At 52.6% G+C, this 25744-nt stretch carries 26 protein-coding genes and 1 pseudogene; 23 read left to right on the forward strand and 4 right to left on the reverse strand.

Going from position 1 to position 25744, the window contains the following annotated elements; translation table 11 throughout:
* Positions 1–55 precede the first annotated feature (55 nt).
* From corC to O6D90_RS16395, 9 genes and pseudogenes are all read left to right on the forward strand, one after another.
* Positions 56–934, forward strand: coding sequence for a CNNM family magnesium/cobalt transport protein CorC (gene corC / locus O6D90_RS16355; protein ID WP_016155974.1), 879 nt, complete (start codon positions 56–58; stop codon positions 932–934).
* 24 nt (positions 935–958) lie between these two features.
* Complete coding sequence (gene lnt / locus O6D90_RS16360) at positions 959–2497, forward strand: apolipoprotein N-acyltransferase (RefSeq protein WP_016155973.1); 1539 nt, start codon at positions 959–961, stop codon at positions 2495–2497.
* A gap of 357 nt (positions 2498–2854) precedes the next feature.
* A complete protein-coding gene (gene gltI / locus O6D90_RS16365) occupies positions 2855–3763 on the forward strand; it encodes a glutamate/aspartate ABC transporter substrate-binding protein GltI (RefSeq protein ID WP_016152242.1) in 909 nt (302 codons plus the stop codon).
* A gap of 288 nt (positions 3764–4051) precedes the next feature.
* Positions 4052–4792, forward strand: coding sequence for a glutamate/aspartate ABC transporter permease GltJ (gltJ, locus tag O6D90_RS16370; protein WP_016152241.1), 741 nt, complete (start codon positions 4052–4054; stop codon positions 4790–4792).
* On the forward strand, positions 4792–5466 hold the full coding sequence (gene gltK / locus O6D90_RS16375) for a glutamate/aspartate ABC transporter permease GltK (RefSeq protein ID WP_003022757.1): 675 nt from the start codon (positions 4792–4794) through the stop codon (positions 5464–5466). The genes gltJ and gltK overlap by 1 nt, the downstream gene beginning before the upstream one ends.
* A complete protein-coding gene (gene gltL, locus O6D90_RS16380; protein WP_003022754.1) occupies positions 5466–6191 on the forward strand; it encodes a glutamate/aspartate ABC transporter ATP-binding protein GltL in 726 nt (241 codons plus the stop codon). The genes gltK and gltL overlap by 1 nt, the downstream gene beginning before the upstream one ends.
* A gap of 116 nt (positions 6192–6307) precedes the next feature.
* Positions 6308–7243, forward strand: a complete 936-nt coding sequence (gene rihA, locus O6D90_RS16385) for a pyrimidine-specific ribonucleoside hydrolase RihA (RefSeq protein ID WP_016155972.1) — start codon at positions 6308–6310, stop codon at positions 7241–7243.
* 283 nt (positions 7244–7526) lie between these two features.
* Positions 7527–7832, forward strand: a complete 306-nt coding sequence (locus O6D90_RS16390) for a hypothetical protein (protein WP_016155971.1) — start codon at positions 7527–7529, stop codon at positions 7830–7832.
* A 193-nt stretch (positions 7833–8025) separates the two neighbouring features.
* Positions 8026–8217: pseudogene (locus O6D90_RS16395) on the forward strand (type VI secretion system tube protein Hcp); the annotation flags it as partial.
* A 49-nt stretch (positions 8218–8266) separates the two neighbouring features.
* Here the strand turns inward: O6D90_RS16395 and O6D90_RS16400 are convergent.
* Positions 8267–8749 carry a zinc ribbon-containing protein gene (locus tag O6D90_RS16400; RefSeq protein WP_003022748.1) on the reverse strand — a complete coding sequence of 161 codons (483 nt, stop codon included), beginning with the start codon at positions 8747–8749 and terminating at the stop codon, positions 8267–8269.
* A 235-nt stretch (positions 8750–8984) separates the two neighbouring features.
* On the opposite strand from O6D90_RS16400, the gene leuS reads away from it, so the two are divergent.
* Genes leuS through nadD form a run of 4 tightly spaced genes read left to right on the forward strand, consistent with a single transcriptional unit; the run spans position 8985 to position 13849 of the window.
* Positions 8985–11567 (forward strand): leucine--tRNA ligase, encoded by a 2583-nt coding sequence (leuS, locus tag O6D90_RS16405; protein ID WP_016155970.1) that lies wholly within the window; start codon positions 8985–8987, stop codon positions 11565–11567.
* A gap of 14 nt (positions 11568–11581) precedes the next feature.
* Entirely contained in the window at positions 11582–12175 is a 594-nt protein-coding gene (gene lptE, locus O6D90_RS16410) for an LPS assembly lipoprotein LptE (RefSeq protein ID WP_016152238.1), read from the forward strand.
* Positions 12175–13206: a DNA polymerase III subunit delta gene (holA, locus tag O6D90_RS16415; RefSeq protein WP_016155969.1), complete on the forward strand. Its 1032-nt coding sequence runs from the start codon at positions 12175–12177 to the stop codon at positions 13204–13206. The genes lptE and holA overlap by 1 nt, the downstream gene beginning before the upstream one ends.
* 1 nt (position 13207) lies before the next feature.
* Positions 13208–13849, forward strand: a complete 642-nt coding sequence (nadD, locus tag O6D90_RS16420) for a nicotinate-nucleotide adenylyltransferase (RefSeq protein ID WP_087121840.1) — start codon at positions 13208–13210, stop codon at positions 13847–13849.
* On the opposite strand, the gene cobD is transcribed toward nadD, so the two are convergent.
* A complete protein-coding gene (gene cobD / locus O6D90_RS16425) occupies positions 13824–14918 on the reverse strand; it encodes a threonine-phosphate decarboxylase CobD (protein ID WP_016155968.1) in 1095 nt (364 codons plus the stop codon). The genes nadD and cobD overlap by 26 nt on opposite strands.
* A 96-nt stretch (positions 14919–15014) precedes the next feature.
* On the opposite strand from cobD, the gene O6D90_RS16430 reads away from it, so the two are divergent.
* The 10 genes from O6D90_RS16430 to lipA all read left to right on the forward strand — a co-directional run bounded on the left by O6D90_RS16430 (position 15015) and on the right by lipA (position 24470).
* The gene (locus O6D90_RS16430) at positions 15015–15626 is read left to right on the forward strand and encodes an adenosylcobalamin/alpha-ribazole phosphatase (RefSeq protein WP_016155967.1); all 612 of its coding nucleotides are present in this window, start codon (positions 15015–15017) and stop codon (positions 15624–15626) included.
* A 254-nt stretch (positions 15627–15880) separates the two neighbouring features.
* Positions 15881–16198: a ribosome silencing factor gene (gene rsfS / locus O6D90_RS16435; RefSeq protein WP_003022728.1), complete on the forward strand. Its 318-nt coding sequence runs from the start codon at positions 15881–15883 to the stop codon at positions 16196–16198.
* 3 nt (positions 16199–16201) lie between these two features.
* Positions 16202–16669 carry a 23S rRNA (pseudouridine(1915)-N(3))-methyltransferase RlmH gene (rlmH, locus tag O6D90_RS16440; protein ID WP_003022725.1) on the forward strand — a complete coding sequence of 156 codons (468 nt, stop codon included), beginning with the start codon at positions 16202–16204 and terminating at the stop codon, positions 16667–16669.
* Positions 16670–16699: 30 nt separating this feature from the next.
* A complete protein-coding gene (mrdA, locus tag O6D90_RS16445; RefSeq protein ID WP_016152233.1) occupies positions 16700–18601 on the forward strand; it encodes a peptidoglycan DD-transpeptidase MrdA in 1902 nt (633 codons plus the stop codon).
* 2 nt (positions 18602–18603) lie between these two features.
* Positions 18604–19716 carry a peptidoglycan glycosyltransferase MrdB gene (gene mrdB, locus O6D90_RS16450; RefSeq protein WP_006685529.1) on the forward strand — a complete coding sequence of 371 codons (1113 nt, stop codon included), beginning with the start codon at positions 18604–18606 and terminating at the stop codon, positions 19714–19716.
* Between the two features lie 10 nt (positions 19717–19726).
* A complete protein-coding gene (gene rlpA / locus O6D90_RS16455) occupies positions 19727–20836 on the forward strand; it encodes an endolytic peptidoglycan transglycosylase RlpA (protein WP_016155966.1) in 1110 nt (369 codons plus the stop codon).
* Positions 20837–20978: 142 nt separating this feature from the next.
* Positions 20979–22190, forward strand: coding sequence for a D-alanyl-D-alanine carboxypeptidase DacA (gene dacA / locus O6D90_RS16460; protein ID WP_003022711.1), 1212 nt, complete (start codon positions 20979–20981; stop codon positions 22188–22190).
* Between the two features lie 106 nt (positions 22191–22296).
* Positions 22297–22560, forward strand: a complete 264-nt coding sequence (gene ybeD, locus O6D90_RS16465; RefSeq protein WP_003022706.1) for a DUF493 family protein YbeD — start codon at positions 22297–22299, stop codon at positions 22558–22560.
* 96 nt (positions 22561–22656) lie between these two features.
* Positions 22657–23298, forward strand: a complete 642-nt coding sequence (gene lipB / locus O6D90_RS16470; RefSeq protein ID WP_016155965.1) for a lipoyl(octanoyl) transferase LipB — start codon at positions 22657–22659, stop codon at positions 23296–23298.
* A 206-nt stretch (positions 23299–23504) separates the two neighbouring features.
* A complete protein-coding gene (gene lipA / locus O6D90_RS16475; protein ID WP_003022702.1) occupies positions 23505–24470 on the forward strand; it encodes a lipoyl synthase in 966 nt (321 codons plus the stop codon).
* 77 nt (positions 24471–24547) lie between these two features.
* Here lipA and tatE read toward each other — a convergent pair whose 3' ends face one another.
* Complete coding sequence (gene tatE / locus O6D90_RS16480; protein WP_016152230.1) at positions 24548–24751, reverse strand: twin-arginine translocase subunit TatE; 204 nt, start codon at positions 24749–24751, stop codon at positions 24548–24550.
* Positions 24752–24879: 128 nt separating this feature from the next.
* Positions 24880–25668, reverse strand: a complete 789-nt coding sequence (locus O6D90_RS16485) for a deaminated glutathione amidase (RefSeq protein WP_016155964.1) — start codon at positions 25666–25668, stop codon at positions 24880–24882.
* Positions 25669–25744 lie beyond the last annotated feature (76 nt).

The following is a 25744-nucleotide window of genomic DNA, read 5'->3' on the forward strand; positions in this document are numbered from 1 at the left end:
TGAATATACGCATGACGAGCTTTGTATTAACTAACATGAGTACCCATACGACGCCATGAGCGACGACAATTCACACAGTAGTGACACCTTAAACAGCAAAAAGGGATTTTTCTCCCTGTTACTGAGCCAACTTTTCCACGGTGAACCAAAAAACCGCGACGAACTGTTGGAGCTGATCCGTGATTCCGGGCAAAACGACCTTATCGATGAAGATACGCGCGATATGCTCGAAGGGGTGATGGATATTGCGGACCAACGCGTGCGCGACATCATGATCCCTCGCTCTCAGATGATTACCCTGAAACGCAACCAGACCCTGGACGAATGTCTCGATGTCATTATCGAGTCTGCCCACTCGCGTTTCCCGGTGATCAGCGAAGACAAAGATCACATTGAAGGGATTCTGATGGCCAAAGATCTGCTGCCGTTTATGCGCAGCGATGCCGAAGCCTTCTGCATGGAGAAAGTGTTACGCCAGGCGGTTGTCGTACCTGAAAGCAAGCGAGTTGACCGCATGCTGAAAGAGTTCCGCTCCCAGCGTTATCATATGGCTATCGTCATCGACGAATTCGGCGGTGTCTCAGGTCTGGTGACCATTGAGGACATCCTTGAACTGATCGTGGGTGAAATTGAAGATGAGTACGACGAAGAAGACGATATCGATTTCCGTCAGCTTAGTCGCCACACCTGGACCATTCGCGCTCTGGCGCCGATCGAAGACTTCAACGACGCTTTCGGTACCCATTTTAGCGACGAAGAAGTAGATACCATCGGCGGGCTGGTCATGCAGGCCTTTGGTCATCTGCCCGCGCGCGGGGAGACTATCGACATTGATGGTTACCAGTTCAAAGTGGCAATGGCCGACAGCCGTCGTATTATTCAGGTTCATGTCAGAATTCCGGACGACTCACCCCAGCCCAAACTGGACGAATAAACCCGAAACTGGATCTAAGACTACATGGCATTTGCCCCATTAATTGAACGCCAGCGCATTCGCCTGCTGCTGGCGTTATTATTCGGTGCCTGCGGGACGCTGGCTTTCTCTCCGTATGACATCTGGCCCGCTGCGATCGTTTCGCTGATGGGCTTGCAGGCTCTTACCTTCAATCGCCGTCCGCTCCAGTCTGCCGCAATCGGCTACTTCTGGGGATTGGGGCTGTTTGGCTCCGGCATCAACTGGGTTTACGTCAGCATCGCGCAGTTTGGCGGCATGCCGGGCCCCATTAATGTGTTCCTCGTGGTTCTGCTTGCCGCATACCTTTCCCTCTACACCGGCCTGTTTGCCGGCGTGTTGGCGCGTCTGTGGCCGAAAACCACCTGGATACGCGTGGCGATTGCCGCGCCGGTCGTCTGGCAAATAACCGAATTCCTGCGCGGCTGGGTACTGACCGGCTTCCCGTGGCTACAGTTCGGCTACAGTCAGATCGACGGTCCGTTAAAAGGGCTGGCTCCGGTGATGGGCGTTGAGGCGATTAACTTCCTGCTGATGGTGGTTAGCGGCCTGCTGGCGCTGGCGCTGGTGACGCGTAACTGGAAACCGCTGATTGCCGCGCTAGTGCTCTTTGCTCTGCCCTTTCCGCTGCGCTATATCCAGTGGTACACGCTTGAGCCGGAAAAAACCACTCAGGTCTCAATGGTGCAGGGTGACATTCCGCAGTCGCTCAAATGGGATGAAGGTCAGTTACTCAACACCCTGAAGATTTATCTCGACGCCACCCAGCCTGAGATGGGCAAATCACAGCTGATCATCTGGCCAGAATCCGCTATCCCGGACCTGGAAATTAATCAGCAGCGTTTCCTGGGCATGATGGATGACCTGCTGAGATCGAAAGACAGCACGCTGATTACCGGTATCGTTGACGCACGGCTGAACAAGCAGAATCGTTACGACACCTACAACACCATCATCACGCTGGGTAAAGACAGCCCGTACAGTTACGATTCCAGCAACCGCTATAACAAAAACCATCTGGTACCGTTTGGCGAGTTCGTCCCGTTGGAATCGATCCTACGCCCGTTAGCGCCGTTCTTTGACCTGCCAATGTCGTCTTTCAGCCGTGGGCCTTATGTGCAGCCACAGCTGCATGCGCACGGCTTTAAGCTGACGGCTGCCATCTGCTATGAAATCATTCTTGGCGAACAGGTACGGGATAATTTCCGCCCGGATACGGACTACCTGCTGACGATTTCCAACGATGCCTGGTTTGGTAAATCCATCGGCCCGTGGCAGCACTTCCAGATGGCGCGTATGCGTTCCCTCGAGCTGGCGCGCCCTCTGCTGCGTAGCACCAACAACGGTATTACGGCGGTGATTGGTCCACAGGGTGAGATTCAGGCGATGATCCCGCAGTTTACCCGCCAGGTCCTGACCACCAGCGTGACGCCAACAACGGGCTTAACCCCTTATGCCCGTACCGGTAACTGGCCGCTCTGGCTGCTGACCGCGCTGTTTGGCTTTGGTGCAGTGGTAATGAACCTGCGCCAACGTCGTAAGTAACCTTCCTTTCCTGGCCGGATAACGTTTCGCTTATCCGGCCCACAAAACATTTCCCGCTCCCCATTCTGGCACGTCTATTGCTTTGTTCTACAAGACAAATGCAGTTTTGGCTGAATGTGCAACCTGGTCGCACCAACGTTGAGCGCCGGTAGCACCTGAAAAGTGCAACAAGATATTTTTGCCCCCAAATGGTGCGGCGCACCTCGCAAAAATAAACAATAAAACAGCAAATTCTTTACATTCATCCAAACTAAATGTTAACAAACATATACAAGACTGCACGTTTTAGTAGCAAACAATAACAACATCACAATGGGTATCAATGCGTCCCTGGCGCAGACGATAAAGGAGTTGGATATGCAATTACGTAAGCTCGCCACTGCCATGCTGGTCATGGGAATGTCCGCCGGTCTGGCGCACGCAGAAGACGCAGCACCAGCGGCAGGCAGCACGCTGGACAAGATCGCCAAAAACGGCGTGATTGTGGTCGGCCACCGTGAATCATCGGTACCGTTTTCTTACTACGATAACCAGCAAAAAGTGGTCGGTTATTCACAGGATTACTCCAACGCGATCGTTGAAGCCGTGAAGAAAAAGCTGAACAAGCCTGACCTGCAGGTGAAACTGATCCCGATTACTTCACAAAACCGTATCCCGCTGCTGCAAAACGGCACCTTCGACTTTGAATGTGGCTCCACCACCAACAACGTCGAGCGCCAAAAACAAGCGGCTTTCTCTGACACCATTTTCGTTGTCGGTACTCGTCTGCTGGCGAAAAAAGGCGGCGACGTCAAAGATTTCGCCGATCTGAAAGGTAAAGCCGTAGTCGTGACTTCGGGTACCACCTCAGAGGTGCTGCTGCACAAGCTGAATGAAGAGCAAAAAATGGATATGCGCATCATCAGCGCGAAAGACCACGGTGACTCTTTCCGTACTCTGGAAAGCGGCCGCGCCGTTGCCTTTATGATGGATGACGCCCTGCTGGCTGGCGAGCGCGCGAAGGCGAAGAAACCAGACAACTGGGAGATCGTCGGCAAGCCGCAGTCTCAGGAAGCTTACGGCTGCATGCTGCGTAAAGATGACCCTCAGTTCAAAAAGCTGATGGATGACACTATCGCCAAGGCGCAGACCTCAGGCGAAGCTGAGAAATGGTTTGATAAGTGGTTTAAAAATCCAATTCCACCGAAGAACCTGAACATGAATTTCGAACTATCAGACGAGATGAAAGCCCTGTTCAAAGAACCGAATGATAAAGCGCTTAACTAATTAATTAGAAGAGTACACAAAACCTTTCAAGTTATATCGAGGCGGCAACTGAGCGAATTCCCGGGCGCTTACATGAGTAAGTAACCGGGATGAATAAAGGCAGCCAACAACGAGATATCTTGAAGGATGAAGTGTAATCAGGGAGGCTTCCCCTCCCTCTCGATTGCTACTCAGCACGGACAGACTATAAGCCTGATGGTCGTTCCCCATCAGGCCTGAAAACCGCAAAACGCTGAATAACAATCTTCGGGGGTAGCGCTGCTACCCTTTTTTTTCTGGAGTAGATTTATGTCTATAGACTGGAACTGGGGTATTTTTTTACAACAAGCCCCGTTCGGCAACACCACCTATCTCGGCTGGCTCTGGAGTGGTTTCCAGGTCACTGTCGCGTTATCTATCACCGCCTGGGTTATCGCTTTCCTCATCGGCTCTTTATTCGGCATCTTACGTACCGTACCAAATCGTTTCCTTTCCGGGATCGGCACGCTGTACGTCGAGCTGTTTCGTAACGTTCCGCTCATCGTCCAGTTTTTTACCTGGTATCTGGTCATTCCTGAACTGCTGCCGGAAAACATCGGGATGTGGTTTAAGTCAGAACTGGATCCCAACATTCAGTTCTTCCTCTCATCCATGCTTTGTCTGGGGCTGTTTACCGCTGCGCGCGTCTGCGAACAGGTTCGTGCCGCTATTCAGTCTCTGCCTCGCGGACAGAAAAATGCCGCGCTGGCGATGGGACTGACGTTGCCGCAGGCCTACCGCTATGTTCTGCTGCCAAACGCTTACCGCGTGATTGTTCCGCCAATGACCTCAGAGATGATGAACCTGGTAAAGAACTCCGCGATCGCCTCCACTATCGGCCTGGTCGATATGGCTGCGCAAGCGGGTAAACTACTGGATTACTCCGCCCACGCATGGGAATCGTTTACGGCCATCACTCTGGCCTACGTACTGATTAACGCCGTCATCATGCTGGTGATGAATCTCGTCGAACGCAAAATCCGCCTGCCTGGCAATTTGGGAGGCAAATAATGTACGAATTTGACTGGAGTTCTATCGTCCCTTCCCTGCCGTATCTGCTGGATGGGCTGATCATCACGCTGAAAATCACCGTCACGGCAGTCGTCATTGGTATCGTCTGGGGGACCATCCTTGCAGTAATGCGTCTGTCCAGCTTCGCGCCAATTGCCTGGTTTGCGAAGGGCTACGTCAACGTATTCCGCTCCATTCCGCTGGTGATGGTGCTGCTGTGGTTCTACCTGATTGTGCCCGGCTTCCTGCAAAACGTGCTGGGTCTGTCGCCAAAAACCGATATTCGCCTGATCTCAGCGATGGTCGCATTTTCGATGTTTGAAGCCGCGTACTATTCCGAGATTATCCGCGCCGGTATCCAGAGTATTTCTCGCGGGCAGTCCAGTGCCGCGCTGGCGCTGGGGATGACCCATTGGCAGTCGATGAAGCTCATCATTCTGCCGCAGGCATTTCGCGCGATGGTGCCGCTGCTGCTTACCCAGGGCATCGTACTCTTCCAGGATACCTCGCTGGTCTATGTATTGAGTCTGGCAGACTTCTTCCGTACCGCCTCCACCATTGGTGAGCGTGACGGCACGCAGGTTGAAATGATCCTGTTTGCTGGCGCCGTTTATTTTGTATTCAGTCTGAGCGCATCGTTGTTGGTCAGCTATTTGAAGAAAAGGACAGTTTAATGATTACCCTGAAAAATGTTTCTAAATGGTATGGTCACTTTCAGGTGCTGACCGACTGCTCCACGGAAGTGAAAAAAGGTGAAGTGGTGGTGGTCTGCGGCCCGTCAGGTTCAGGTAAATCAACGCTTATCAAAACGGTGAACGGGCTGGAGCCGGTACAACAGGGCGTCATCACCGTTGATGGTACCGTGGTGAATGATAAAAAGACCGATCTGGCCAAACTGCGCTCTCGCGTTGGCATGGTGTTCCAGCACTTTGAACTGTTCCCGCATCTGTCGATTATTGAGAACCTGACTCTGGCGCAGGTAAAAGTGCTTAAACGCGATAAAAAGCCGGCCCGCGACAAAGCGCAAAAGTTACTGGAACGCGTTGGTCTGTCAGCGCATGCCGAGAAGTTTCCAGCTCAGCTCTCCGGGGGCCAGCAACAGCGTGTCGCCATCGCCCGAGCGCTGTGCATGGATCCTATCGCTATGCTGTTTGACGAACCGACGTCAGCACTCGACCCAGAAATGATCAACGAAGTACTGGACGTCATGGTTGAACTGGCCAATGAAGGGATGACCATGATGGTGGTTACCCACGAAATGGGCTTTGCGCGTAAAGTGGCGAACCGGGTGATCTTCATGGATGAAGGGAAGATTGTTGAAGACTCACCGAAAGAAGAGTTCTTCGCTAATCCAAAATCAGACCGTGCCAAAGACTTCCTCGCGAAAATCCTGCACTAATTTTGCTGGCGCGCACCTCCATGTGCGCGCCACCTCACGATTTATCTCTTCACTTCTCGAAACAGGCACAGCCCAGCGTTAACCTTGTCACAAAGTCCCACTTACAAGGAGCAACAATGGCACTTCCTATCCTGTTTGATTGCGATCCAGGTCATGACGACGCTATCGCAATTGTTCTCGCCCTCGCTTCACCTGAACTGGATGTGAAAGCGATAACCTCCTCTGCCGGTAACCAGACCCCCGACAAAACGCTGCGTAACGTATTGCGTATGTTAACGTTGCTCAACCGTACGGATATCCCAGTGGCCGGTGGCGCAGTCAAACCGCTGATGCGCGACCTGATAATTGCCGATAACGTCCACGGTGAGAGCGGGCTTGATGGCCCGGCTCTGCCTGAACCCGCTTTTGCTCCACAGGACTGCACCGCCGTGGAATTGATGGCGAAAACCCTGCGTAACAGTCAGGAACCGGTGACGATTGTCTCCACCGGGCCGCAAACTAACGTGGCATTGCTACTGAATAGCCATCCTGAACTGCACCCCAAAATCGCCCGTATCGTGATCATGGGTGGTGCAATGGGCCTCGGAAACTGGACGCCCGCCGCCGAGTTCAACATCTTCGTGGATCCAGAAGCCGCTGAGATCGTGTTCCAGTCGGGCATTCCGATGGTGATGGCTGGACTGGATGTCACGCATAAAGCGCAAATACATCGTGAAGATACCGAACGGTTCCGCGCTATCGGCAATCCCATTTCGACAATCGTTGCTGAGCTACTCGACTTCTTCTTTGAATATCACAAAGATGAAAAATGGGGATTTATTGGCGCGCCGCTGCACGATCCATGCACCATTGCCTGGCTGCTGAAACCTGAACTGTTTACCACCGTTGAACGCTGGGTTGGTGTGGAAACTCAGGGCAAATACACCCAGGGAATGACCGTGGTTGACTACTACTTCCTGAGCGGCAATAAGCCAAACGCCACCGTAATGGTGGACGTGGATCGCCAGGGGTTTGTCGATTTGCTAGCGGAGCGTCTGAAATTTTACGCCTGAAATTTATCATTGAGTAAGATCGCTATGTTGAATCATAGCGATTTTACTGTTAGCTAATAGCGAACGTGAATACTGCGTTACTTCATTAATTTGTCAGGTAATACTGAATAAATCCCCCAGCAGATTAATGTATCATGCAACATCCGGCACAACAAATCAGAGGAACATTGAATGAATGCTTCAGATTATCTCAGGGTAAGATTTCAGAATGACAGGCAGTTATCTATATATATTGAGAATGGATTCACAAATACGATGTACACGGTTTACTGTAGCCTCAGCTATGGCGGAAGCTATTGCACAGTCAGCGTTTCTGTCAAAAGCCGTTGCGCGAAAACTGGCTGGTAAAATGCCAGTTGGCGTTTATCTTCTGCAGGTCTATGGGTTTCAGCAAAAAACAGCTATGGCAGCCCGGGCACAGAAAGCAATAGATCCAAGTTATTATTGGATTCTTTACCAAGCAAAGCTGGAGATGCTCTATTACTTCGTTGAGCCAGCTCTTTCAGAAATAATTCAGAAAGTTCATGATGGTGTCTATTCTAACCTCGATCAGCTTGCCGACGAAATCATGGAAAGATTCGATGTTTAAGAGTCTAATATCAGTTGTACTATATAACCTTGTACTCCCAGCAATCTTGATAGTTTTTGCCGTGCTCGGTTATATTTATTTCCTGAATACTGGTGGAAGCTAATGCTCATCAGTATTATTGCTATTTTTTGGTTTTATCCGTTCATTACAGAAAAATTCGAAAAATTCAAATAACCCAATATTATATATTTATATGGAAAAGGAGTATTTTAATATCATTCTAAACAATGTGAAAATCACATCCATTACCGCAGATCTTTATCCTGGAGCTTCAACCGGGACACATCTTGAAACCATTCTACTACGCTATGAAAGCATCACATGGAAGCATTGCGATGGAAATATCATCTATACGGATGCCTGGAATCAACGCGTTGTGGCGTAACACATTCGCAATCCCTCACAGAGCCGCGTTAGCGGCTCTCAGGTGAAAATCACGGCTCAAACGGTCGACGCTGGAACTGATCGTGTCCGCATTTCGGGCATAGCGGCAGCACATCAGGAGTGTACACCGCTAAATGGAAGTGGCACTTCTCGCACACCAGGTTGCCCAACCCGACCACCTCGCCGCTGTGATAAACCCCGTGATGGCTGAGGTCCTGGAACACTTCGCGCCATTCGAGCTGCGTTTTATCGGTAATATCGGCCAGTTCCTGCCAGATACTCTCTTTGATAACCCGCATAAAGACGCTGTCGGTCTCCTCATCGAGGCTTTCTTCATAGCTCAGAGCAAACTCTTCCAGGTCGCGTCTGACGGCCCGGGTGAGCTCTTCCACCTCGGTGCGCGTTAACTCCCCGGTCTGCATAACGCGCTGACGCGCCTGTTCCACCAACGCATCAATATCGCGTTCGCCATTACGCAGGCGTTCACTCAGTGAAGCCACCAGTTCACGGTAATATTGAGCAACCTTGTTCATCGCTTCGCCTCCTGGGTCGTTAACTGTCTATAATAATAGACGTTATTTACGCTACGCTTTGCAAGACTGTCCACAGAGTGTGTAAATTCGTGCAAGAATTATCCTTACGGGAATTCAACGTTGAATGCGCGAAAGGCTGTTTTGGCGCGGGCGTTTGGGCTATGCTATGCGGATCTAAAACACCACATCTAGAGCTACGTTTGTAGCTGTATTGAAAACAGGACCACTGGCTGCCATGCAAGAGCAATACCGCCCGGAAGAGATAGAATCCAAAGTACAGCTTCACTGGGATGAGAAGCGCACATTTGAAGTTACCGAAGACGAGAGCAAAGAGAAGTATTACTGCCTGTCTATGCTTCCCTATCCTTCTGGTCGACTACACATGGGCCACGTACGTAACTACACCATCGGTGACGTGATCGCTCGCTATCAGCGTATGCTGGGCAAAAACGTACTTCAGCCAATTGGCTGGGATGCGTTCGGCCTGCCTGCCGAAGGCGCTGCGGTTAAAAACAACACCGCCCCGGCACCGTGGACGTATGACAACATTGCATACATGAAAAACCAGCTCAAAATGCTGGGTTTCGGTTACGACTGGAGCCGTGAGCTGGCGACCTGCACCCCGGAATACTACCGCTGGGAACAGAAGTTCTTCACCGAGCTGTACAAAAAAGGGCTGGTGTACAAGAAAACGTCTGCCGTTAACTGGTGCCCAAACGACCAGACCGTACTGGCGAACGAACAGGTTATCGACGGCTGCTGCTGGCGTTGCGATACCAAAGTTGAGCGTAAAGAGATCCCGCAGTGGTTCATCAAAATCACCGCTTACGCTGACGAACTGCTGCGCGACCTGGATAATCTGGATCACTGGCCTGACACCGTGAAAACGATGCAGCGCAACTGGATTGGCCGCTCTGAAGGCGTGGAAATCACCTTCGATGTGAACGGTTACGACAACACGCTGACCGTCTACACCACACGCCCGGACACCTTTATGGGTGCGACCTACCTGGCCGTTGCTGCAGGTCATCCGCTGGCGCAGAAAGCCGCTGAAAATAACCCAGAACTGGCTGCCTTCATTGACGAATGCCGCAACACCAAGGTTGCTGAAGCCGAAATGGCGACCATGGAGAAGAAAGGCGTCGACACTGGTTTCAAAGCCGTTCACCCGCTGACTGGCGAAGAGATCCCGGTTTGGGCGGCAAACTTCGTGCTGATGGAATACGGTACAGGCGCAGTTATGGCCGTTCCGGGTCACGATCAGCGCGATTACGAATTTGCGACCAAATATGGCCTGACCATCAAGCCGGTAATTCTGACTGCTGAAGGCGCAGAGCCGGATCTGTCTGAACAAGCGCTGACCGAAAAAGGCGTGCTGTTTAACTCCGGTGAGTTTGACGGCCTCGACTTCGAAGCGGCCTTCAACGCTATTGCTGACAAGCTGGTAGCTAAAGGCGTGGGTGAGCGTAAAGTTAACTATCGTCTGCGTGACTGGGGTGTTTCCCGTCAGCGTTACTGGGGCGCGCCGATTCCGATGGTGACGCTGGAAGACGGTACCGTCCTGCCAACGCCAGAAGACCAACTGCCGGTTATTTTGCCGGAAGACGTAGTCATGGACGGCATTACCAGCCCAATCAAAGCCGATCCGGAGTGGGCGAAAACCACCGTTAACGGTATGCCTGCGCTGCGTGAAACTGACACCTTCGATACCTTTATGGAGTCGTCCTGGTACTACGCGCGCTACACCTGCCCGCAGTATCAGGAAGGTATGCTGGATTCCGACGCGGCGAACTACTGGCTGCCAGTTGATATCTACATTGGCGGTATTGAACACGCCATCATGCACCTGCTCTACTTCCGCTTCTTCCACAAACTGATGCGCGACGCAGGCATGGTCAACTCTGATGAACCAGCTAAACAGCTGCTGTGTCAGGGGATGGTTCTGGCCGATGCGTTCTACTACGTTGGCGCCAACGGCGAACGTAACTGGGTTTCTCCGGTTGATGCCATCGTTGAGCGTGACGAAAAAGGTCGTATCGTCAAGGCTAAGGACGCAGAAGGCCATGAACTGGTGTATACCGGCATGAGCAAGATGTCCAAGTCGAAAAATAACGGTATCGACCCGCAGGTCATGGTTGAACGCTACGGCGCCGACACCGTACGTCTGTTCATGATGTTCGCTTCTCCGGCTGATATGACGCTGGAATGGCAGGAGTCCGGCGTTGAAGGGGCGAACCGCTTCCTGAAACGTGTCTGGAAACTGGTTTACGAACATACGTCCCAGGGAGATGTTGCTGCCCTGAACGTTGATGTGTTGAGCGAAGATCAAAAAGCGCTGCGTCGCGACGTGCATAAAACCATTGCTAAAGTCACCGATGATATCGGTCGTCGTCAGACCTTTAACACCGCGATTGCGGCGATTATGGAGCTGATGAACAAGCTGGCGAAAGCACCGCAGGCAGACGAGCAGGACAGAGCCCTGATGCAGGAAGCGTTGCTGGCTGTTGTACGCATGCTTAACCCGTTCACCCCACACGTTTGCTTCACCCTGTGGCAGGCGCTGAAAGGCGAAGGCGATATCGACAACGCGCCGTGGCCGGTGGCGGACGAAGCAGCAATGGTTGAAGACTCAACGCTGGTTGTGGTTCAGGTAAACGGCAAAGTACGTGGCAAAATCACCGTTCCGGTAAACGCCACTGAAGAGCAGGTTCGTGAACGTGCTGGCCAGGAGCATCTGGTGGCAAAATATCTTGATGGCGTTACCGTACGTAAAGTGATTTATGTACCGGGTAAACTCCTCAATCTGGTCGTTGGCTAAGCGCGGGAGGAAGCGTGCGACTTCTGACAACATTGTTGTTATCGCTGGCGGTGCTTGTCACCGCCGGGTGTGGCTGGCATCTGCGTAGTACTACGCAGGTTCCACCCTCAATGAAAACCATGATCCTGAACTCTGGCGATCCGAACGGCCCGTTAAGCCGCGCGGTGCGTAATCAGCTGCGTCTGAACGGCGTTACGCTGCTTGAAGACGGTACCATGCGTAAAGATGTGACGTCCTTACGTCTGGGTGCGGTCAGCCTTTCGCAAGATACGGCATCGGTATTCCAGAACGGTCAAACGGCTGAATACCAGATGGTGATGTCCGTAAGTGCTACTGTGCTGATTCCAGGTCATGATATTTACCCAATCAGCGCCAAAGTTTATCGTTCGTTCTTTGACAACCCACAGGCTGCACTGGCGAAGGATAACGAGCAGGACATGATCATAAAAGAGATGTATGACAAAGCGGCTGAACAGTTGATTCGTAAGCTGCCAAGCGTACATCTGGCCGATACTCAGTCATCCAATGCTGATGCTGAGCCTGCGGTGAATAAAACCGCAGCGCCTGCGTCATCTCCGGCGCGTGTCTCCACCACGCTGGGTAACTGATGCTCAAGTTGTACCCTGAACAACTCCGCGCACAGCTCAATGAAGGGCTGCGCGCGGCGTATTTACTCTTGGGCAACGATCCCCTCTTATTGCAGGAAAGCCAGGGTGCCATCCGTCAGGCTGCCGCAACACAAGGATTCGAAGAACACCACGCCTTCACTCTGGACAACAGCACCGACTGGGGAGAGATTTTTTCACTCTGCCAGGCGATGAGCCTGTTTGCCAGCCGTCAAACTCTGCTTCTGCAGTTGCCTGAAAATGGCCCTAATGCCGCCATTAATGAACAGCTCGCGTCACTCGTCACTCTGTTACATGACGATCTGCTACTGATGGTTCGCGGCAACAAACTCACCAGGGCACAGGAAAACGCCGCATGGTATACGGGGCTTGCAAATAACGCGGTTCAGGTAAGCTGCCAGACGCCGGAACAAGCACAGCTTCCTCGCTGGGTTGCCGCCAGGGCGAAACTTAACAACCTGCAACTGGATGACGCAGCCAATCAGCTTTTGTGCTATTGCTATGAAGGTAATTTGTTAGCACTGGCGCAAGCGCTGGAACGATTAGCGTTGCTTTGGCCTGACGGCAAACTAACGCTGCCTCGCGTGGAGAAAGCGGTTAACGATGCCGCGCACTTTACCCCATTCCACTGGGTAGATGCGCTGCTAATGGGCAAAAGCAAACGCGCGCTGCACATTCTGCAGCAGCTACGCCTGGAAGGTAGCGAGCCGGTTATTTTGCTGCGTACGATCCAGCGTGAGTTGCTGTTGCTGGTTAACTTAAAACGGCAGTCGGCCCATACGCCTTTGCGCACGTTGTTTGATAAACACCGGGTGTGGCAAAATCGCCGGGGCATGATGGGAGATGCGTTAAACCGGCTGAACCCGGCGCAACTGCGTCAGGCTGTTACGCTTTTAACGCGTACGGAAATTACGCTTAAACAAGACTATGGTCAGTCAGTGTGGGCGGAACTAGAGGGGCTTTCCCTTTTGCTCTGTCATAAATCGCTGGCCGATGTTTTTATTGATGGTTGATATGAAATCATTGCAGGCTCTGTTCGGTGGCACCTTTGATCCGGTGCATTACGGTCATCTTAAACCGGTTGAAATTCTGGCGAATCTGATTGGCCTTTCCCGGGTCATCATCATGCCCAATAACGTGCCGCCACATCGTGCGCAGCCCGAAGCGTCCGGTGAGCAACGTAAGCGTATGGTTGAACTGGCCATTGCTGATAAACCGCTGTTTTCCCTGGATGAACGCGAGCTGAAACGCGATACCGCCTCCTACACCGCGCAAACGCTAAAAGAGTGGCGCGAGGAGCAAGGCCCGAACGTGCCGTTAGCGTTTATCATTGGTCAGGATTCGCTGCTTACCTTCCCTTCCTGGCATGACTACCACACGATTCTGGGTAATACCCACCTCATCGTGTGCCGACGTCCGGGCTATCCACTCGAAATGGCGCAGGAAAAACACCAGCAATGGCTGGAGGATCATCTGACCCATTCAGCAGATGACCTGCACAACCTGCCTTGCGGGAAGATTTACCTGGCCGAAACGCCGTGGTTTAACATCTCCGCCACGCTCATCCGTGAGCGCCTGGAAAAGGGCGAGCCGTGCGACGACCTGATGCCAGACGCGGTGCTTGACTATATCAATCAACAGGGACTGTACCGCTAAGCGCCTTGCGTAAGGCCGTCAGCAGGCGGTTATTCTCTTCCTGGCTGCGAACGGCTACCCGATAATAGCGCGCATCCAGCCCCGGATAATTGGCGCAACTGCGAATCAAGACATGCTGTTTCAGCAACGCAAGTTGCAGATCAATATCCGCACGATCGCAGCGTAATAAACGATAATTTGCCCGGCCGGGATACGCCGTCAGGCCGGGCAGATCTTGCAGTTGTTGATCAAACCGCTCCCCCTCTTGTTCCAGCCATTTCCACGTCGCCCGCTGATACGCGCTATCGCGTAAGATAATCTCGCCTGCCAGGGCAGCAAACGCATTAATTGACCACGGCATTTGTTGGTTGCGCATCTGTGCAACCGCCTGTTCGTTACTGTTGACCAGATACCCCAGACGCAGTCCCGGGATCGCATAGAACTTGGTGAGCGAACGCAGCACCCAAATATGCGGGTTCTCGTGCAGTAACGGGATAAACCCCGACTCCCCGGCAATAAAATCGATAAACGCTTCATCAAGGATCAGGGCGATCCCCAGCGACTCGCAACGCGTGGCAATTTCACGCAGCAGGCGGGTTTCAGGCAACAACCCGGTGGGATTATTGGGCGTACAGAGAAACAGGCAGTCCAGCTCAGGCGTTAACGCATCGAGGATCGCATCGGTAAGCTGCCAACCATCGTCTTCGCACAGCGCAAACTCATGGATCGTACAGTCTCCCCATTGCAGCGCCCGACGATATTCCGCAAATCCGGGCGTCACGATCATCGCGTGGCGTGGCTTCAGGCCATGCACCAGGGTAAAAATGGATTCGGTTTCACCGTTCCCGGCCAGGATCCACGAGGACGGAATTTGATGATGCTCCGCCAGCGCGGCATGCAGTTGCGCGTAATCGATATCCGGGTAACGCTCCGTGCAGTCCAGATTGTCGATAATCGCCCGTTTTAAACTTACTGGCATACCCAGCGGGTTAATATTCGCGCTAAAATCCAGCAACTGCTCAGGCAAGATGCCCAACAATTCGGCGGCTTCTCGGGTGTTACCGCCATGTGCGCTCTTCAATAAAGACATCGTGCCGCTCCACGTAAAAAAGGGTATTTTAGTGAAAAATCACTGCGCAATCAGGGCAAACATCATATTTTGTGCGAATAGCCTCACGAGGAAAACATGAGACTCTGGTTAGTACGTCATGGCGAAACCGAAGCCAATGTCGCTGGTTTATATAGCGGCCACGCCCCCACACCGCTAACGGAACGGGGGATCGCTCAGGCACAAACGCTGGGTACGCTGTTACGCAATGTCCCTGTCGACAACGTTCTGTGCAGCGAACTGGAACGCGCCCGCCATACAACGCAGTTGATTCTGGCAGAACGTGAAGTTCCTGTGCGCAACATGCCTGAGCTTAATGAGATGTTTTTTGGTGACTGGGAAATGCGTCACCATCGCGATCTGGCGCGCGAAGACGCCGAAAATTACGCCGTGTGGTGTAACGACTGGCAGAATGCGACGCCCACCAATGGCGAAGGTTTTCAGACGTTTTCCCAGCGAGTGGAACGTTTCATTGCCCAGCTTGCTGATTATAAAGCGTGCCAAAATCTGCTGGTGGTGAGTCATCAAGGCGTGCTGAGCGTGTTGATCGCCCGTCTGCTGTCCATGCCCGCTGCGGCAATGTGGCATTTCCGCGTCGAACAAGGCTGCTGGAGCGCAATTGATTTTTGTGACGATTTTGCGGTTCTGAAAGTGCTTAACAGCCGGGCCGTATGGCGCGACGGGGAGTGAAAGCGCTGTTTTTTATGCCGAAGGGCCTCTCTCCCATTGACACCCCATGACAGGCTGTTATTCTCCGCAGCCTGACTTTTCCCGCCCTTCAGAGCTTTGCAGAAATTGTTTTACAAAAATGGCGATGCATTCTGTGGCGTGGGGTGGGATGATAGCGCACTTCACAAGCGCATTCGGAGACATTTGTCCCGATATCGCCTCTGGTTCAGGTATACTAACAGACGTTTTTAACTCTTTTCACCCAGGGGGAACACTTGCAGGGTAAAGCACTCCAGGATTTTGTAATCGACAAAATTGATGACCTGAAAGGTCAAGACATCATCGCCTTAGACGTTCAGGGCAAATCCAGCATCACTGATTGCATGATTATCTGCACCGGTACATCCAGCCGTCACGTTATGTCTATTGCAGACCACGTGGTCCAGGAGTCCCGCACTGCTGGCCTGCTGCCGCTCGGCGTGGAAGGCGAGAATGTCGCTGACTGGATCGTCGTTGACCTCGGCGATGTGATTGTCCACGTGATGCAGGAAGAGAGTCGTCGCCTGTATGAACTGGAAAAACTCTGGAGTTAATGCGTGAAGCTGCAACTTGTCGCTGTGGGTACGAAAATGCCTGACTGGGTACAAACCGGATTTACCGAGTATCTCCGTCGGTTTCCGAAAGATATGCCCTTTGAGCTGATCGAAATCCCGGCAGGAAAGCGCGGCAAGAACGCGGACATTAAACGCATTCTCGACAAAGAGGGTGAGCAGATGCTGGCTGCCGCAGGCAAAAACCGCATCGTCACCCTTGATATCCCGGGTAAACCCTGGGACACGCCGCAGCTGGCGACCGAACTGGAGCGCTGGAAACTGGACGGTCGTGACGTCAGTCTGTTAATTGGCGGGCCGGAAGGTCTCTCTCCTGCCTGTAAAGCCGCAGCGGAACAAAGCTGGTCACTCTCTGCATTAACCCTTCCACACCCTCTTGTTCGGGTTCTGGTTGCGGAGAGTCTGTACAGGGCGTGGAGCATTACCACCAACCATCCTTATCACCGTGAGTGATCATTGATTCTTGAGTAGATTAAGCAGCGGATGAAACTACAGAATTCTTTTCGCGACTATTCGGCTGAGTCCGCGCTGTTTGTGCGCCGGGCGCTGGTCGCTTTTTTGGGGATTTTGCTGCTAACCGGCGTGCTGATCGCCAACCTTTATAATCTGCAAATCGTTCGCTTCACTGATTATCAGACCCGTTCGAACGAAAACCGCATCAAACTGGTGCCTATCGCGCCGAGTCGCGGCATCATTTATGACCGCAACGGAATTCCTCTCGCCCTTAACCGCACCATTTATCAGATAGAAATGATGCCGGAAAAGGTAGACAACATTCAGGATACCCTCGACGCGCTGCGTAACGTCGTAGACCTGACGGACGACGATATTGCTGCCTTTAAAAAAGAGCGCGCCCGTTCACACCGTTTCACCTCAATTCCGGTAAAAACCAACCTGACTGAAGTTCAGGTCGCACGCTTTGCCGTGAATCAATATCGCTTTCCTGGGGTCGAAGTTAAAGGCTATAAACGCCGCTATTACCCATACGGCTCTGCGCTGACCCACGTAATTGGCTACGTATCGAAGATCAACGATAAAGACGTAGACCGCCTGGACAAAGACGGCAAACTGGCTAACTACGCGGCAACGCATGACATCGGCAAGCTGGGTATTGAACGTTATTATGAGGACGTGCTTCACGGCCAAACCGGGTATGAAGAAGTTGAAGTGAACAACCGCGGCCGCGTCATTCGCCAGCTGAAAGAAGTAGCGCCGCAGGCCGGGCACGATATCTATCTCACCCTTGATTTGAAACTCCAGCAGTATATTGAAACGCTGCTGGCGGGCAGTCGTGCCGCCGTGGTGGTTACCGACCCGCGTACCGGTGGCGTTCTGGCGCTGGTATCTATGCCGAGCTATGACCCGAATCTGTTCGTGGATGGTATCTCCAGTAAAGATTACTCCGGGTTGCTCAATGACCCGAACACCCCCTTGGTTAACCGCGCCACACAGGGTGTTTACCCCCCTGCTTCGACGGTTAAACCTTACGTTGCGGTTTCTGCGTTAAGCGCAGGCGTCATCACCCGCAATACCGGCCTGTTCGATCCGGGCTGGTGGCAGCTACCGGGCTCTGAAAAACGTTACCGCGACTGGAAAAAGTGGGGGCACGGCCATCTGAACATCACCCGCTCACTGGAAGAGTCCGCGGATACGTTTTTCTATCAAATCGCCTATGATATGGGGATTGACCGGCTTTCAGAGTGGATGAGCAAATTTGGCTACGGCAAATATACGGGCATCGATCTTGCCGAAGAGCGCTCCGGCAATATGCCAACCCGCGAGTGGAAGCAAAAACGGTTTAAAAAGCCATGGTATCAGGGTGATACCATTCCCGTCGGCATCGGCCAGGGTTACTGGACAGCAACCCCAATCCAGATGAGTAAAGCGCTGATGATCCTTATCAACGACGGTTTGATAAAAGTCCCGCATCTGCTGATGAGCACGGCAGAAAACGGCAAGCAGGTGCCGTGGGTACAGCCACACGAACCACCCGTTGGCGATATTCATTCTGGTTACTGGGAAATCGCGAAAGACGGTATGTACGGTGTTGCGAACCGCCCTAACGGAACTGCGCATAAGTATTTTGCTGGCGCGCCTTACAAAATTGCGGCGAAATCCGGTACCGCGCAGGTCTTTGGCCTGAAAGCTAATGAAACCTATAACGCGCATAAGATCGCCGAGCGTTTACGTGACCACAAGCTGATGACGGCCTTCGCCCCCTATGATAAACCCCAGGTCGCTGTCGCCATGATCCTTGAAAACGGCGGTGCGGGTCCGGCTGTGGGTACCATTATGCGCCAGATCCTTGACCATATTATGTTGGGCGACAACAACACCAATCTGCCTGCGGAAAACCCAGCGGTTGCAGCAGCGGAGGACCAATAATCGTGACGGATAATCCGAACAAAAAAACATTCTGGGACAAAATCCACATAGATCCCACAATGTTGCTTATTTTGCTGGCTCTGCTGGTTTACAGCTCACTGGTCATCTGGAGCGCCAGCGGCCAGGATATTGGCATGATGGAGCGCAAAGTCGGCCAGATCGCAATGGGCCTGGTCATCATGGTAGTGATGGCGCAAATTCCCCCCCGGGTGTATGAGGGCTGGGCGCCCTATCTCTATATCTTTTGCATCATTCTGTTGGTGGCGGTAGACGCCTTCGGCGCCATTTCCAAAGGTGCGCAGCGCTGGCTGGATTTGGGTATCGTGCGTTTTCAGCCTTCTGAAATTGCCAAAATCGCCGTGCCGCTGATGGTTGCGCGCTTTATTAACCGTGACGTTTGCCCACCATCGCTAAAAAATACCGCCATTGCGCTGGTGCTGATTTTTATGCCCACGCTGCTGGTCGCCGCCCAACCAGACCTCGGCACTTCAATTCTGGTCGCCCTTTCCGGTCTGTTTGTCTTGTTCCTTTCTGGTTTGAGCTGGCGCTTAATCGGCGTTGCGGTGGTTCTGGTCGCGGCGTTTATCCCGATACTGTGGTTCTTCTTGATGCATGATTACCAGCGTCAGCGCGTCATGATGCTGCTCGACCCGGAAACCGATCCGCTGGGCGCGGGTTATCACATAATTCAGTCTAAAATTGCTATTGGCTCCGGCGGGTTACGCGGCAAAGGCTGGCTGCATGGTACACAATCGCAGCTTGAGTTTTTACCCGAACGCCACACCGACTTTATCTTTGCTGTCTTAGCGGAAGAGCTGGGTCTGGTGGGGATCTTGATTCTGTTGACGCTCTACATTTTGCTGATTATGCGCGGATTATGGATCGCTGCCCGCGCGCAAACTACCTTTGGTCGCGTCATGGCGGGTGGCTTAATGTTGATATTATTCGTTTATGTCTTCGTAAATATTGGTATGGTGAGCGGTATTCTGCCCGTGGTTGGGGTTCCACTCCCACTGGTCAGTTACGGAGGCTCGGCACTTATCGTGCTGATGGCCGGGTTCGGGATTGTTATGTCGATCCACACCCATAGAAAAATGTTGTCGAAAAGCGTGTAAGGGGTACGCAATGCGTAAGCAGTGGCTTGGTATCTGCATCGCAGCAGGAATGCTCGCGGCGTGTTCGAGTGATGATGGTCAGCAACAGGTTGCTGTCGCGCCGCAGCCTGCGGTGTGTAATGGTCCGATTGTTGAAATCAGCGGGGCCGATCCGCGCTTTGAACCCCTGAACCCAACGGCGAATCAGGACTACCAGCGTGATGGTAAAAGCTACAAAATCGTGCAGGATCCCTCCCGCTTTAGCCAGGCCGGACTTGCCGCTATCTATGATGCGGAACCAGGAAGCAACTTAACCGCGTCTGGCGAAGCGTTCGACCCGATGCAGCTGACCGCTGCGCATCCGACGCTGCCTGTCCCCAGCTATGCCAGAATTACCAATCTGGCGAACGGCAGGATGATCGTCGTGCGCATTAACGATCGCGGGCCTTATGGCAACGATCGCGTGATTTCACTTTCGCGCGCCGCAGCCGATCGTCTGAACACCTCCAACAACACTAAAGTGCGTATCGACCCAATCATCGTCGCCCAGGATGGTTCATTGTCCGGACCGGGTATGGCTTGTACCACGGTCGCGAAACAAACTTATGCCTTGCCTGCGCGTCCTGATTTAAGCGGTGGCGGCAATATGGGAAGCATGCCTTCGCCATCGGATGCAGGTCAGCCGCAAGGCGATATTCGTCCGATCAGCAATTCCACGCTGAAAAGCGATGACCCAACCGGTGCGCCAGTAAACAGCAGTGGATTCCTCGGTGCGCCAACCACGCTCGCATCAGGCGTGCTGGAAAGCAGCGAGCCGACTCCGGCACCGCAATCGACAACCACCGCACCGGTCACGTCAACCGCGCCGGCAGCAACCCCAGCAGCCGTCACAGCCCCTGCGCCTGCGGCAACTGCCAACGGACGCTATGTGGTTCAGGTTGGCGCAGTCAGCGAGCAGTCGCGCGCGCAGCAGTATCAAAAGCGTTTAAGCCAGCAGTTTGGCGTTCCTGGCCGGGTGGTACAAAACGGCGCAGTCTGGCGTATCCAGATGGGGCCGTTTGCCAGCAAAGCTGAAGCCTCCACATTGCAGCAGCGTCTTCAATCCGAGGCGCAATTACAGTCCTTCATCACCGGCGTGTAATAACGTAAATCAGGTATCTGAACTGTCAGTTTCTGTAAATGACATTAACAAAGTCACGCGGAAAGTCAGATGCCTGCCAGTTATGCATTTGCTATAGTAGGGCACTTTTTTTAATTTCATCACGGACGTCGTAGTTCAGACCATGAAGACCACTTTTTCCGCTCGTTTCGTGCAGCGTATGGCGCTCACCGCGGCTCTCTGCGCAGCCTCTCTCTCTGCTGCCCATGCCGATGACCTGAATATTAAAACCATGATCCCGGGTGTTCCGCAGATCGATGCGGAGTCGTATATCCTGATTGATTACAATTCAGGTAAAGTTCTGGCAGAACAGAACGCTGACACTCGCCGCGACCCCGCCAGCCTGACCAAAATGATGACCAGCTACGTCATCGGCCAGGCGATGAAAGCCGGGAAATTCAAAGAAACCGATCTGGTCACCGTCGGCAATGACGCATGGGCTACGGGCAACCCGGTCTTCAAAGGTTCATCGCTGATGTTCCTCAAGCCAGGCATGCAGGTTCCTGTTTCTCAGCTGATCCGTGGTATTAACCTGCAATCCGGAAACGACGCGTGCGTGGCGATGGCAGACTTCGCAGCCGGTAGCCAGGATGCTTTCGTCGGCCTGATGAACAGCTATGTGAATGCGCTGGGCCTGAAAAACACCCACTTCCAGACCGTTCATGGTCTCGATGCTGACGGTCAGTACAGCTCGGCTCGCGACATGGCGATGATTGGTCAGGCTCTGATTCGCGACGTGCCTAACGAATACTCTATCTATAAAGAAAAAGAGTTCACCTTTAACGGCATTCGTCAGTTAAACCGCAACGGCCTGCTGTGGGATAACAGCCTGAATGTCGACGGTATCAAAACCGGTCACACCGATAAGGCTGGCTATAACCTCGTTGCATCCGCAACCGAAGGCCAGATGCGTCTGATCTCCGCCGTTATGGGTGGTCGCACCTATAAAGGCCGAGAAACCGAAAGTAAAAAACTGCTGACCTGGGGCTTCCGTTTCTTCGAAACCGTGAACCCGTTGAAAGTGGGTAAAGAATTTGCCTCAGAACCCGCCTGGTTTGGTAACACCGATCGTGCGTCGTTAGGCGTTGATAAAGACGTCTACCTGACCATTCCGCGCGGCCGCATGAAAGACCTGAAAGCCAGCTATGTGTTGAACACCACTGAACTGCACGCCCCGCTGCAGAAAAACCAGGTTGTCGGCACTATCAACTTCCAGTTGGATGGCAAAACCATTGAACAGCGCCCGCTGGTGGTGCTGCAGGAAATCCCTGAAGGCAACTTCTTTGGGAAAATCATTGATTACATTAAATTAATGTTCCATCACTGGTTTGGCTAAAAATCGAACACTTGAAAGTGTGATTTACGTCCCCATATACTAGGTATCCAGATAACTCCCACGCGCAGTGGGAGTTATTATTTTTTGATGTAACGCCGGAGCTGACATGAAAACCAAACTTAACGAACTGCTTGAATTCCCTACTCCATTTACTTACAAAGTAATGGGGCAGGCGTTGCCTGAGCTGGTTGATCAGGTGGTTGAAGTGGTACAGCGCCATGCGCCAGGTGATTACTCTCCGACGGTAAAACCGAGCAGCAAAGGCAACTACCACTCGGTCTCAATCACCATCACTGCTACACACATTGAGCAGGTTGAAACGCTGTACGAAGAATTAGGCAATATCGATATCGTACGCATGGTGCTGTAAAAACCTGTCGGTTACCCGCTGCATCCCCGCTCGGGTAACCCCTCCCCCCTGTGATATACTTTTCCCCTCTTTAACATTCTCTACGGAGATGCCGTTTTGTATCAGGATAAAATTCTGGTCCGCCAGCTCGGTCTTCAACCTTACGAGCCAGTCTCTCTGGCCATGCATGAATTTACCGATACCCGTGATGAAAACAGTCATGATGAAATCTGGCTGGTAGAGCATTATCCTGTCTTCACCCAGGGTCAGGCAGGTAAAGCTGAGCACGTATTGATGCCAGGAGATATTCCGGTGATCCAGAGCGATCGTGGCGGTCAGGTAACCTACCACGGGCCAGGCCAACAGGTCATGTATGTGCTGTTGAACCTGAAGCGTCGTAAACTTGGCGTTCGCGAACTGGTTACGCTGCTGGAGCAAACCGTCGTGAATACCCTTGCCGAAATCGGCATTGACGCCCACCCGCGAGCCGATGCGCCTGGCGTATACGTGGGTGAGAAGAAAATCTGCTCTTTGGGATTACGTATCCGTAAAGGATGTTCATTTCACGGCTTAGCGCTCAACGTGGATATGGACTTGTCACCTTTCCTGCGAATCAATCCTTGCGGTTATGCCGGGATGGAGATGGCGAAAGTATCGCAGTGGGATAGCACGGCCACGACCGAGAGCATTCGCCCCCGCCTGCTGGCCAACATCTTCGCGCTGTTGGGTAACCCACCGCACGAGTACATTGCGGGCTGAAAATACGGTCATACTTTGCCACGGCATATGTTGTGGCAAATGGCACAAAACAACAACTATTTTACATTTTGCCAGCCTGTCAGGCTGCTTTCTGGCCCGTTTCAATGATATACTGCGTATCACTAATTCAAAAATAGTTGATAAATGCAACATTCCCTTGAATTGAAACGCTTTCCTTCGTAATTCGCAACTGGAACACGCAAGCTATGAGTAAACCCATTGTGATGGAACGCGGTGTTAAATACCGCGATGCCGATAAGATGGCTCTTATCCCGGTAAAAAATGTGGCAACAGAGCGTGAAGCCCTGCTGCGTAAACCGGAATGGATGAAAATAAAACTGCCAGCGGACTCCACTCGCATCCAGGGCATCAAAGCGGCAATGCGCAAAAATGGCCTGCACTCTGTCTGCGAAGAAGCTTCCTGCCCTAACCTGGCTGAATGTTTCAATCACGGAACAGCAACCTTTATGATCCTCGGCGCAATCTGTACTCGCCGTTGCCCATTCTGTGACGTTGCCCATGGCCGTCCGGTTGCTCCTGACGCCAACGAGCCGTTAAAACTGGCTCAGACGATTGCGGACATGGCGCTGCGCTATGTCGTGATTACCTCCGTTGACCGCGACGATCTGCGTGACGGCGGCGCTCAGCACTTTGCTGACTGCATCACCGCGATTCGTGAGAAAAGCCCGTCGATTAAAATCGAAACGCTGGTGCCTGACTTCCGTGGTCGTATGGATCGCGCGCTGGATATCCTCACAGCCACGCCGCCGGACGTGTTTAACCACAACCTCGAAAACGTACCGCGTATTTATCGTAATGTACGCCCTGGGGCTGACTACAACTGGTCGCTGAAGCTTCTGGAACGCTTCAAGGAAGCGCACCCGGAGATTCCGACCAAATCGGGTCTGATGGTGGGTCTGGGTGAAACCAATGCTGAAATCATTGAGGTCATGCGCGACCTGCGCAGCCATGGCGTGACCATGCTGACGCTGGGGCAGTATTTACAGCCAAGCCGCCATCACCTCCCGGTTCAACGCTATGTAAGCCCAGATGAGTTCGATGAGATGAAAGCAGAAGCCATGGCTATGGGCTTTACCCACGCTGCTTGCGGTCCATTCGTGCGCTCTTCATACCATGCTGACATGCAGGCCAAAGGGCTGGAAGTGAAGTAATCGTGTAATACTCACTTACATATCAGCAATAAAAAACCGGCAAATCGCCGGTTTTTTTTCATGCAGAGTTTGCAGTATTACTCTTTATGAGAAAGCTTCTCAGCCTGAACGCTACCATCAGCCTCTTTCTTGGCATCGGCATTATCGTCGTTCATTGCTTTCTTGAAGCCCTTGATTGCCGTCCCCAGGTCTCCACCCAGAGTACGTAACTTCTTGGTACCAAACAGCAGAACAACCAGTGCGGCAACCACCAGCAGTTTGGTAATACTAATCTCACCCATAGATACCTTCTTGACTTAAACCAGGCTACATAAAGCGCCATATTAACCTGAGAATATTAACGGCCTTTCGACGCGCGCACACAATAGCAATCTGTAACAAGGTGAATCAAGCCTTGTTTAAAAAAACGTCATAATAATTGCGGTGGCGCAAAGCGTCGGTTACTTAACACCGGAAGTTGTGCCCTGACCTGCCTGACCCGCTCGGCGGAAACCTCGGCCATAATGAGCGCGGGCGTTTCAGCCGCCGCCGCAATAGTCACGCCAAAGGGATCGATGACCCGGCTTTGGCCGATATTCTTGTTACCGCACTCTCCGGCCGCAACCAGATAACACGTGGCATCCAGCGCTCTTGCCGCCAAAAGCGTGGCCCAGTGATGCTCTTTTAACGATCCCCGCACCCAAGCCGCAGGTAAAACGAGAATCTCAGCCCCCTGCAACGCGTGCGCCAGCGCCAGCTCAGGGAAGCGCAGGTCATAGCAGGTCATTAGCCCTACTTTTAATCCGCCTACGTCCAGCAGCGGTGCTATGGCGTCCCCTGCATCGACATTACGTGACTCCTGAATCGAAAAGGCATCATAGAGATGTAATTTAGCGTAATGGGCCACTACCCGACCAGCCCGTAGCGCCACCAGCATGTTAAATGCCCGGCCTGGCACAGAGGGAACATGAATCGTCAGGATTGTCGTCATCTCATTTTGTGCGCTTTCTCGCAACAAATGCGTCAGAAACCCGCCTTCCAAAAGCTGAGCTGATTTCACTGACAGGTCAGGGTCTAAATCGTCACGCGCCAACAATGCCTCCGGTAATACCAGTAGCGACGCCCCCTCTCCAGCAGCCTGAGACATCAGTAAGGCGCAGGTTTCTGCATTTTTTTCCCATGAAGGTCCCACGGCAAATTGCCCTGCTGCAACGAACATATTCCCTCCAGAAAACTTTGTTAGGCTCGCCAACAACAATTATTCAGCGTTACACTCACCCTCTATACAATCAAAT

The sequence above is a fragment of the Citrobacter sp. 21OH12SH02A-Citro genome, from assembly GCF_027919895.1.
GTDB lineage: Bacteria > Pseudomonadota > Gammaproteobacteria > Enterobacterales > Enterobacteriaceae > Citrobacter > Citrobacter braakii.

Coding starts and splice junctions, on each gene's coding strand:
- corC (WP_016155974.1), top strand. CDS start 56: ATGAGCGACGACAATTCACACAGTAGTGACACCTTAAACAGCAAAAAG.
- lnt (WP_016155973.1), top strand. CDS start 959: ATGGCATTTGCCCCATTAATTGAACGCCAGCGCATTCGCCTGCTGCTG.
- gltI (WP_016152242.1), top strand. CDS start 2,855: ATGCAATTACGTAAGCTCGCCACTGCCATGCTGGTCATGGGAATGTCC.
- gltJ (WP_016152241.1), top strand. CDS start 4,052: ATGTCTATAGACTGGAACTGGGGTATTTTTTTACAACAAGCCCCGTTC.
- gltK (WP_003022757.1), top strand. CDS start 4,792: ATGTACGAATTTGACTGGAGTTCTATCGTCCCTTCCCTGCCGTATCTG.
- gltL (WP_003022754.1), top strand. CDS start 5,466: ATGATTACCCTGAAAAATGTTTCTAAATGGTATGGTCACTTTCAGGTG.
- rihA (WP_016155972.1), top strand. CDS start 6,308: ATGGCACTTCCTATCCTGTTTGATTGCGATCCAGGTCATGACGACGCT.
- O6D90_RS16390 (WP_016155971.1), top strand. CDS start 7,527: ATGGCGGAAGCTATTGCACAGTCAGCGTTTCTGTCAAAAGCCGTTGCG.
- O6D90_RS16400 (WP_003022748.1), bottom strand. CDS start 8,749: ATGAACAAGGTTGCTCAATATTACCGTGAACTGGTGGCTTCACTGAGT.
- leuS (WP_016155970.1), top strand. CDS start 8,985: ATGCAAGAGCAATACCGCCCGGAAGAGATAGAATCCAAAGTACAGCTT.
- holA (WP_016155969.1), top strand. CDS start 12,175: ATGCTCAAGTTGTACCCTGAACAACTCCGCGCACAGCTCAATGAAGGG.
- nadD (WP_087121840.1), top strand. CDS start 13,208: ATGAAATCATTGCAGGCTCTGTTCGGTGGCACCTTTGATCCGGTGCAT.
- cobD (WP_016155968.1), bottom strand. CDS start 14,918: ATGTCTTTATTGAAGAGCGCACATGGCGGTAACACCCGAGAAGCCGCC.
- O6D90_RS16430 (WP_016155967.1), top strand. CDS start 15,015: ATGAGACTCTGGTTAGTACGTCATGGCGAAACCGAAGCCAATGTCGCT.
- mrdA (WP_016152233.1), top strand. CDS start 16,700: ATGAAACTACAGAATTCTTTTCGCGACTATTCGGCTGAGTCCGCGCTG.
- rlpA (WP_016155966.1), top strand. CDS start 19,727: ATGCGTAAGCAGTGGCTTGGTATCTGCATCGCAGCAGGAATGCTCGCG.
- dacA (WP_003022711.1), top strand. CDS start 20,979: ATGAAGACCACTTTTTCCGCTCGTTTCGTGCAGCGTATGGCGCTCACC.
- ybeD (WP_003022706.1), top strand. CDS start 22,297: ATGAAAACCAAACTTAACGAACTGCTTGAATTCCCTACTCCATTTACT.
- lipA (WP_003022702.1), top strand. CDS start 23,505: ATGAGTAAACCCATTGTGATGGAACGCGGTGTTAAATACCGCGATGCC.
- tatE (WP_016152230.1), bottom strand. CDS start 24,751: ATGGGTGAGATTAGTATTACCAAACTGCTGGTGGTTGCCGCACTGGTT.
- O6D90_RS16485 (WP_016155964.1), bottom strand. CDS start 25,668: ATGTTCGTTGCAGCAGGGCAATTTGCCGTGGGACCTTCATGGGAAAAA.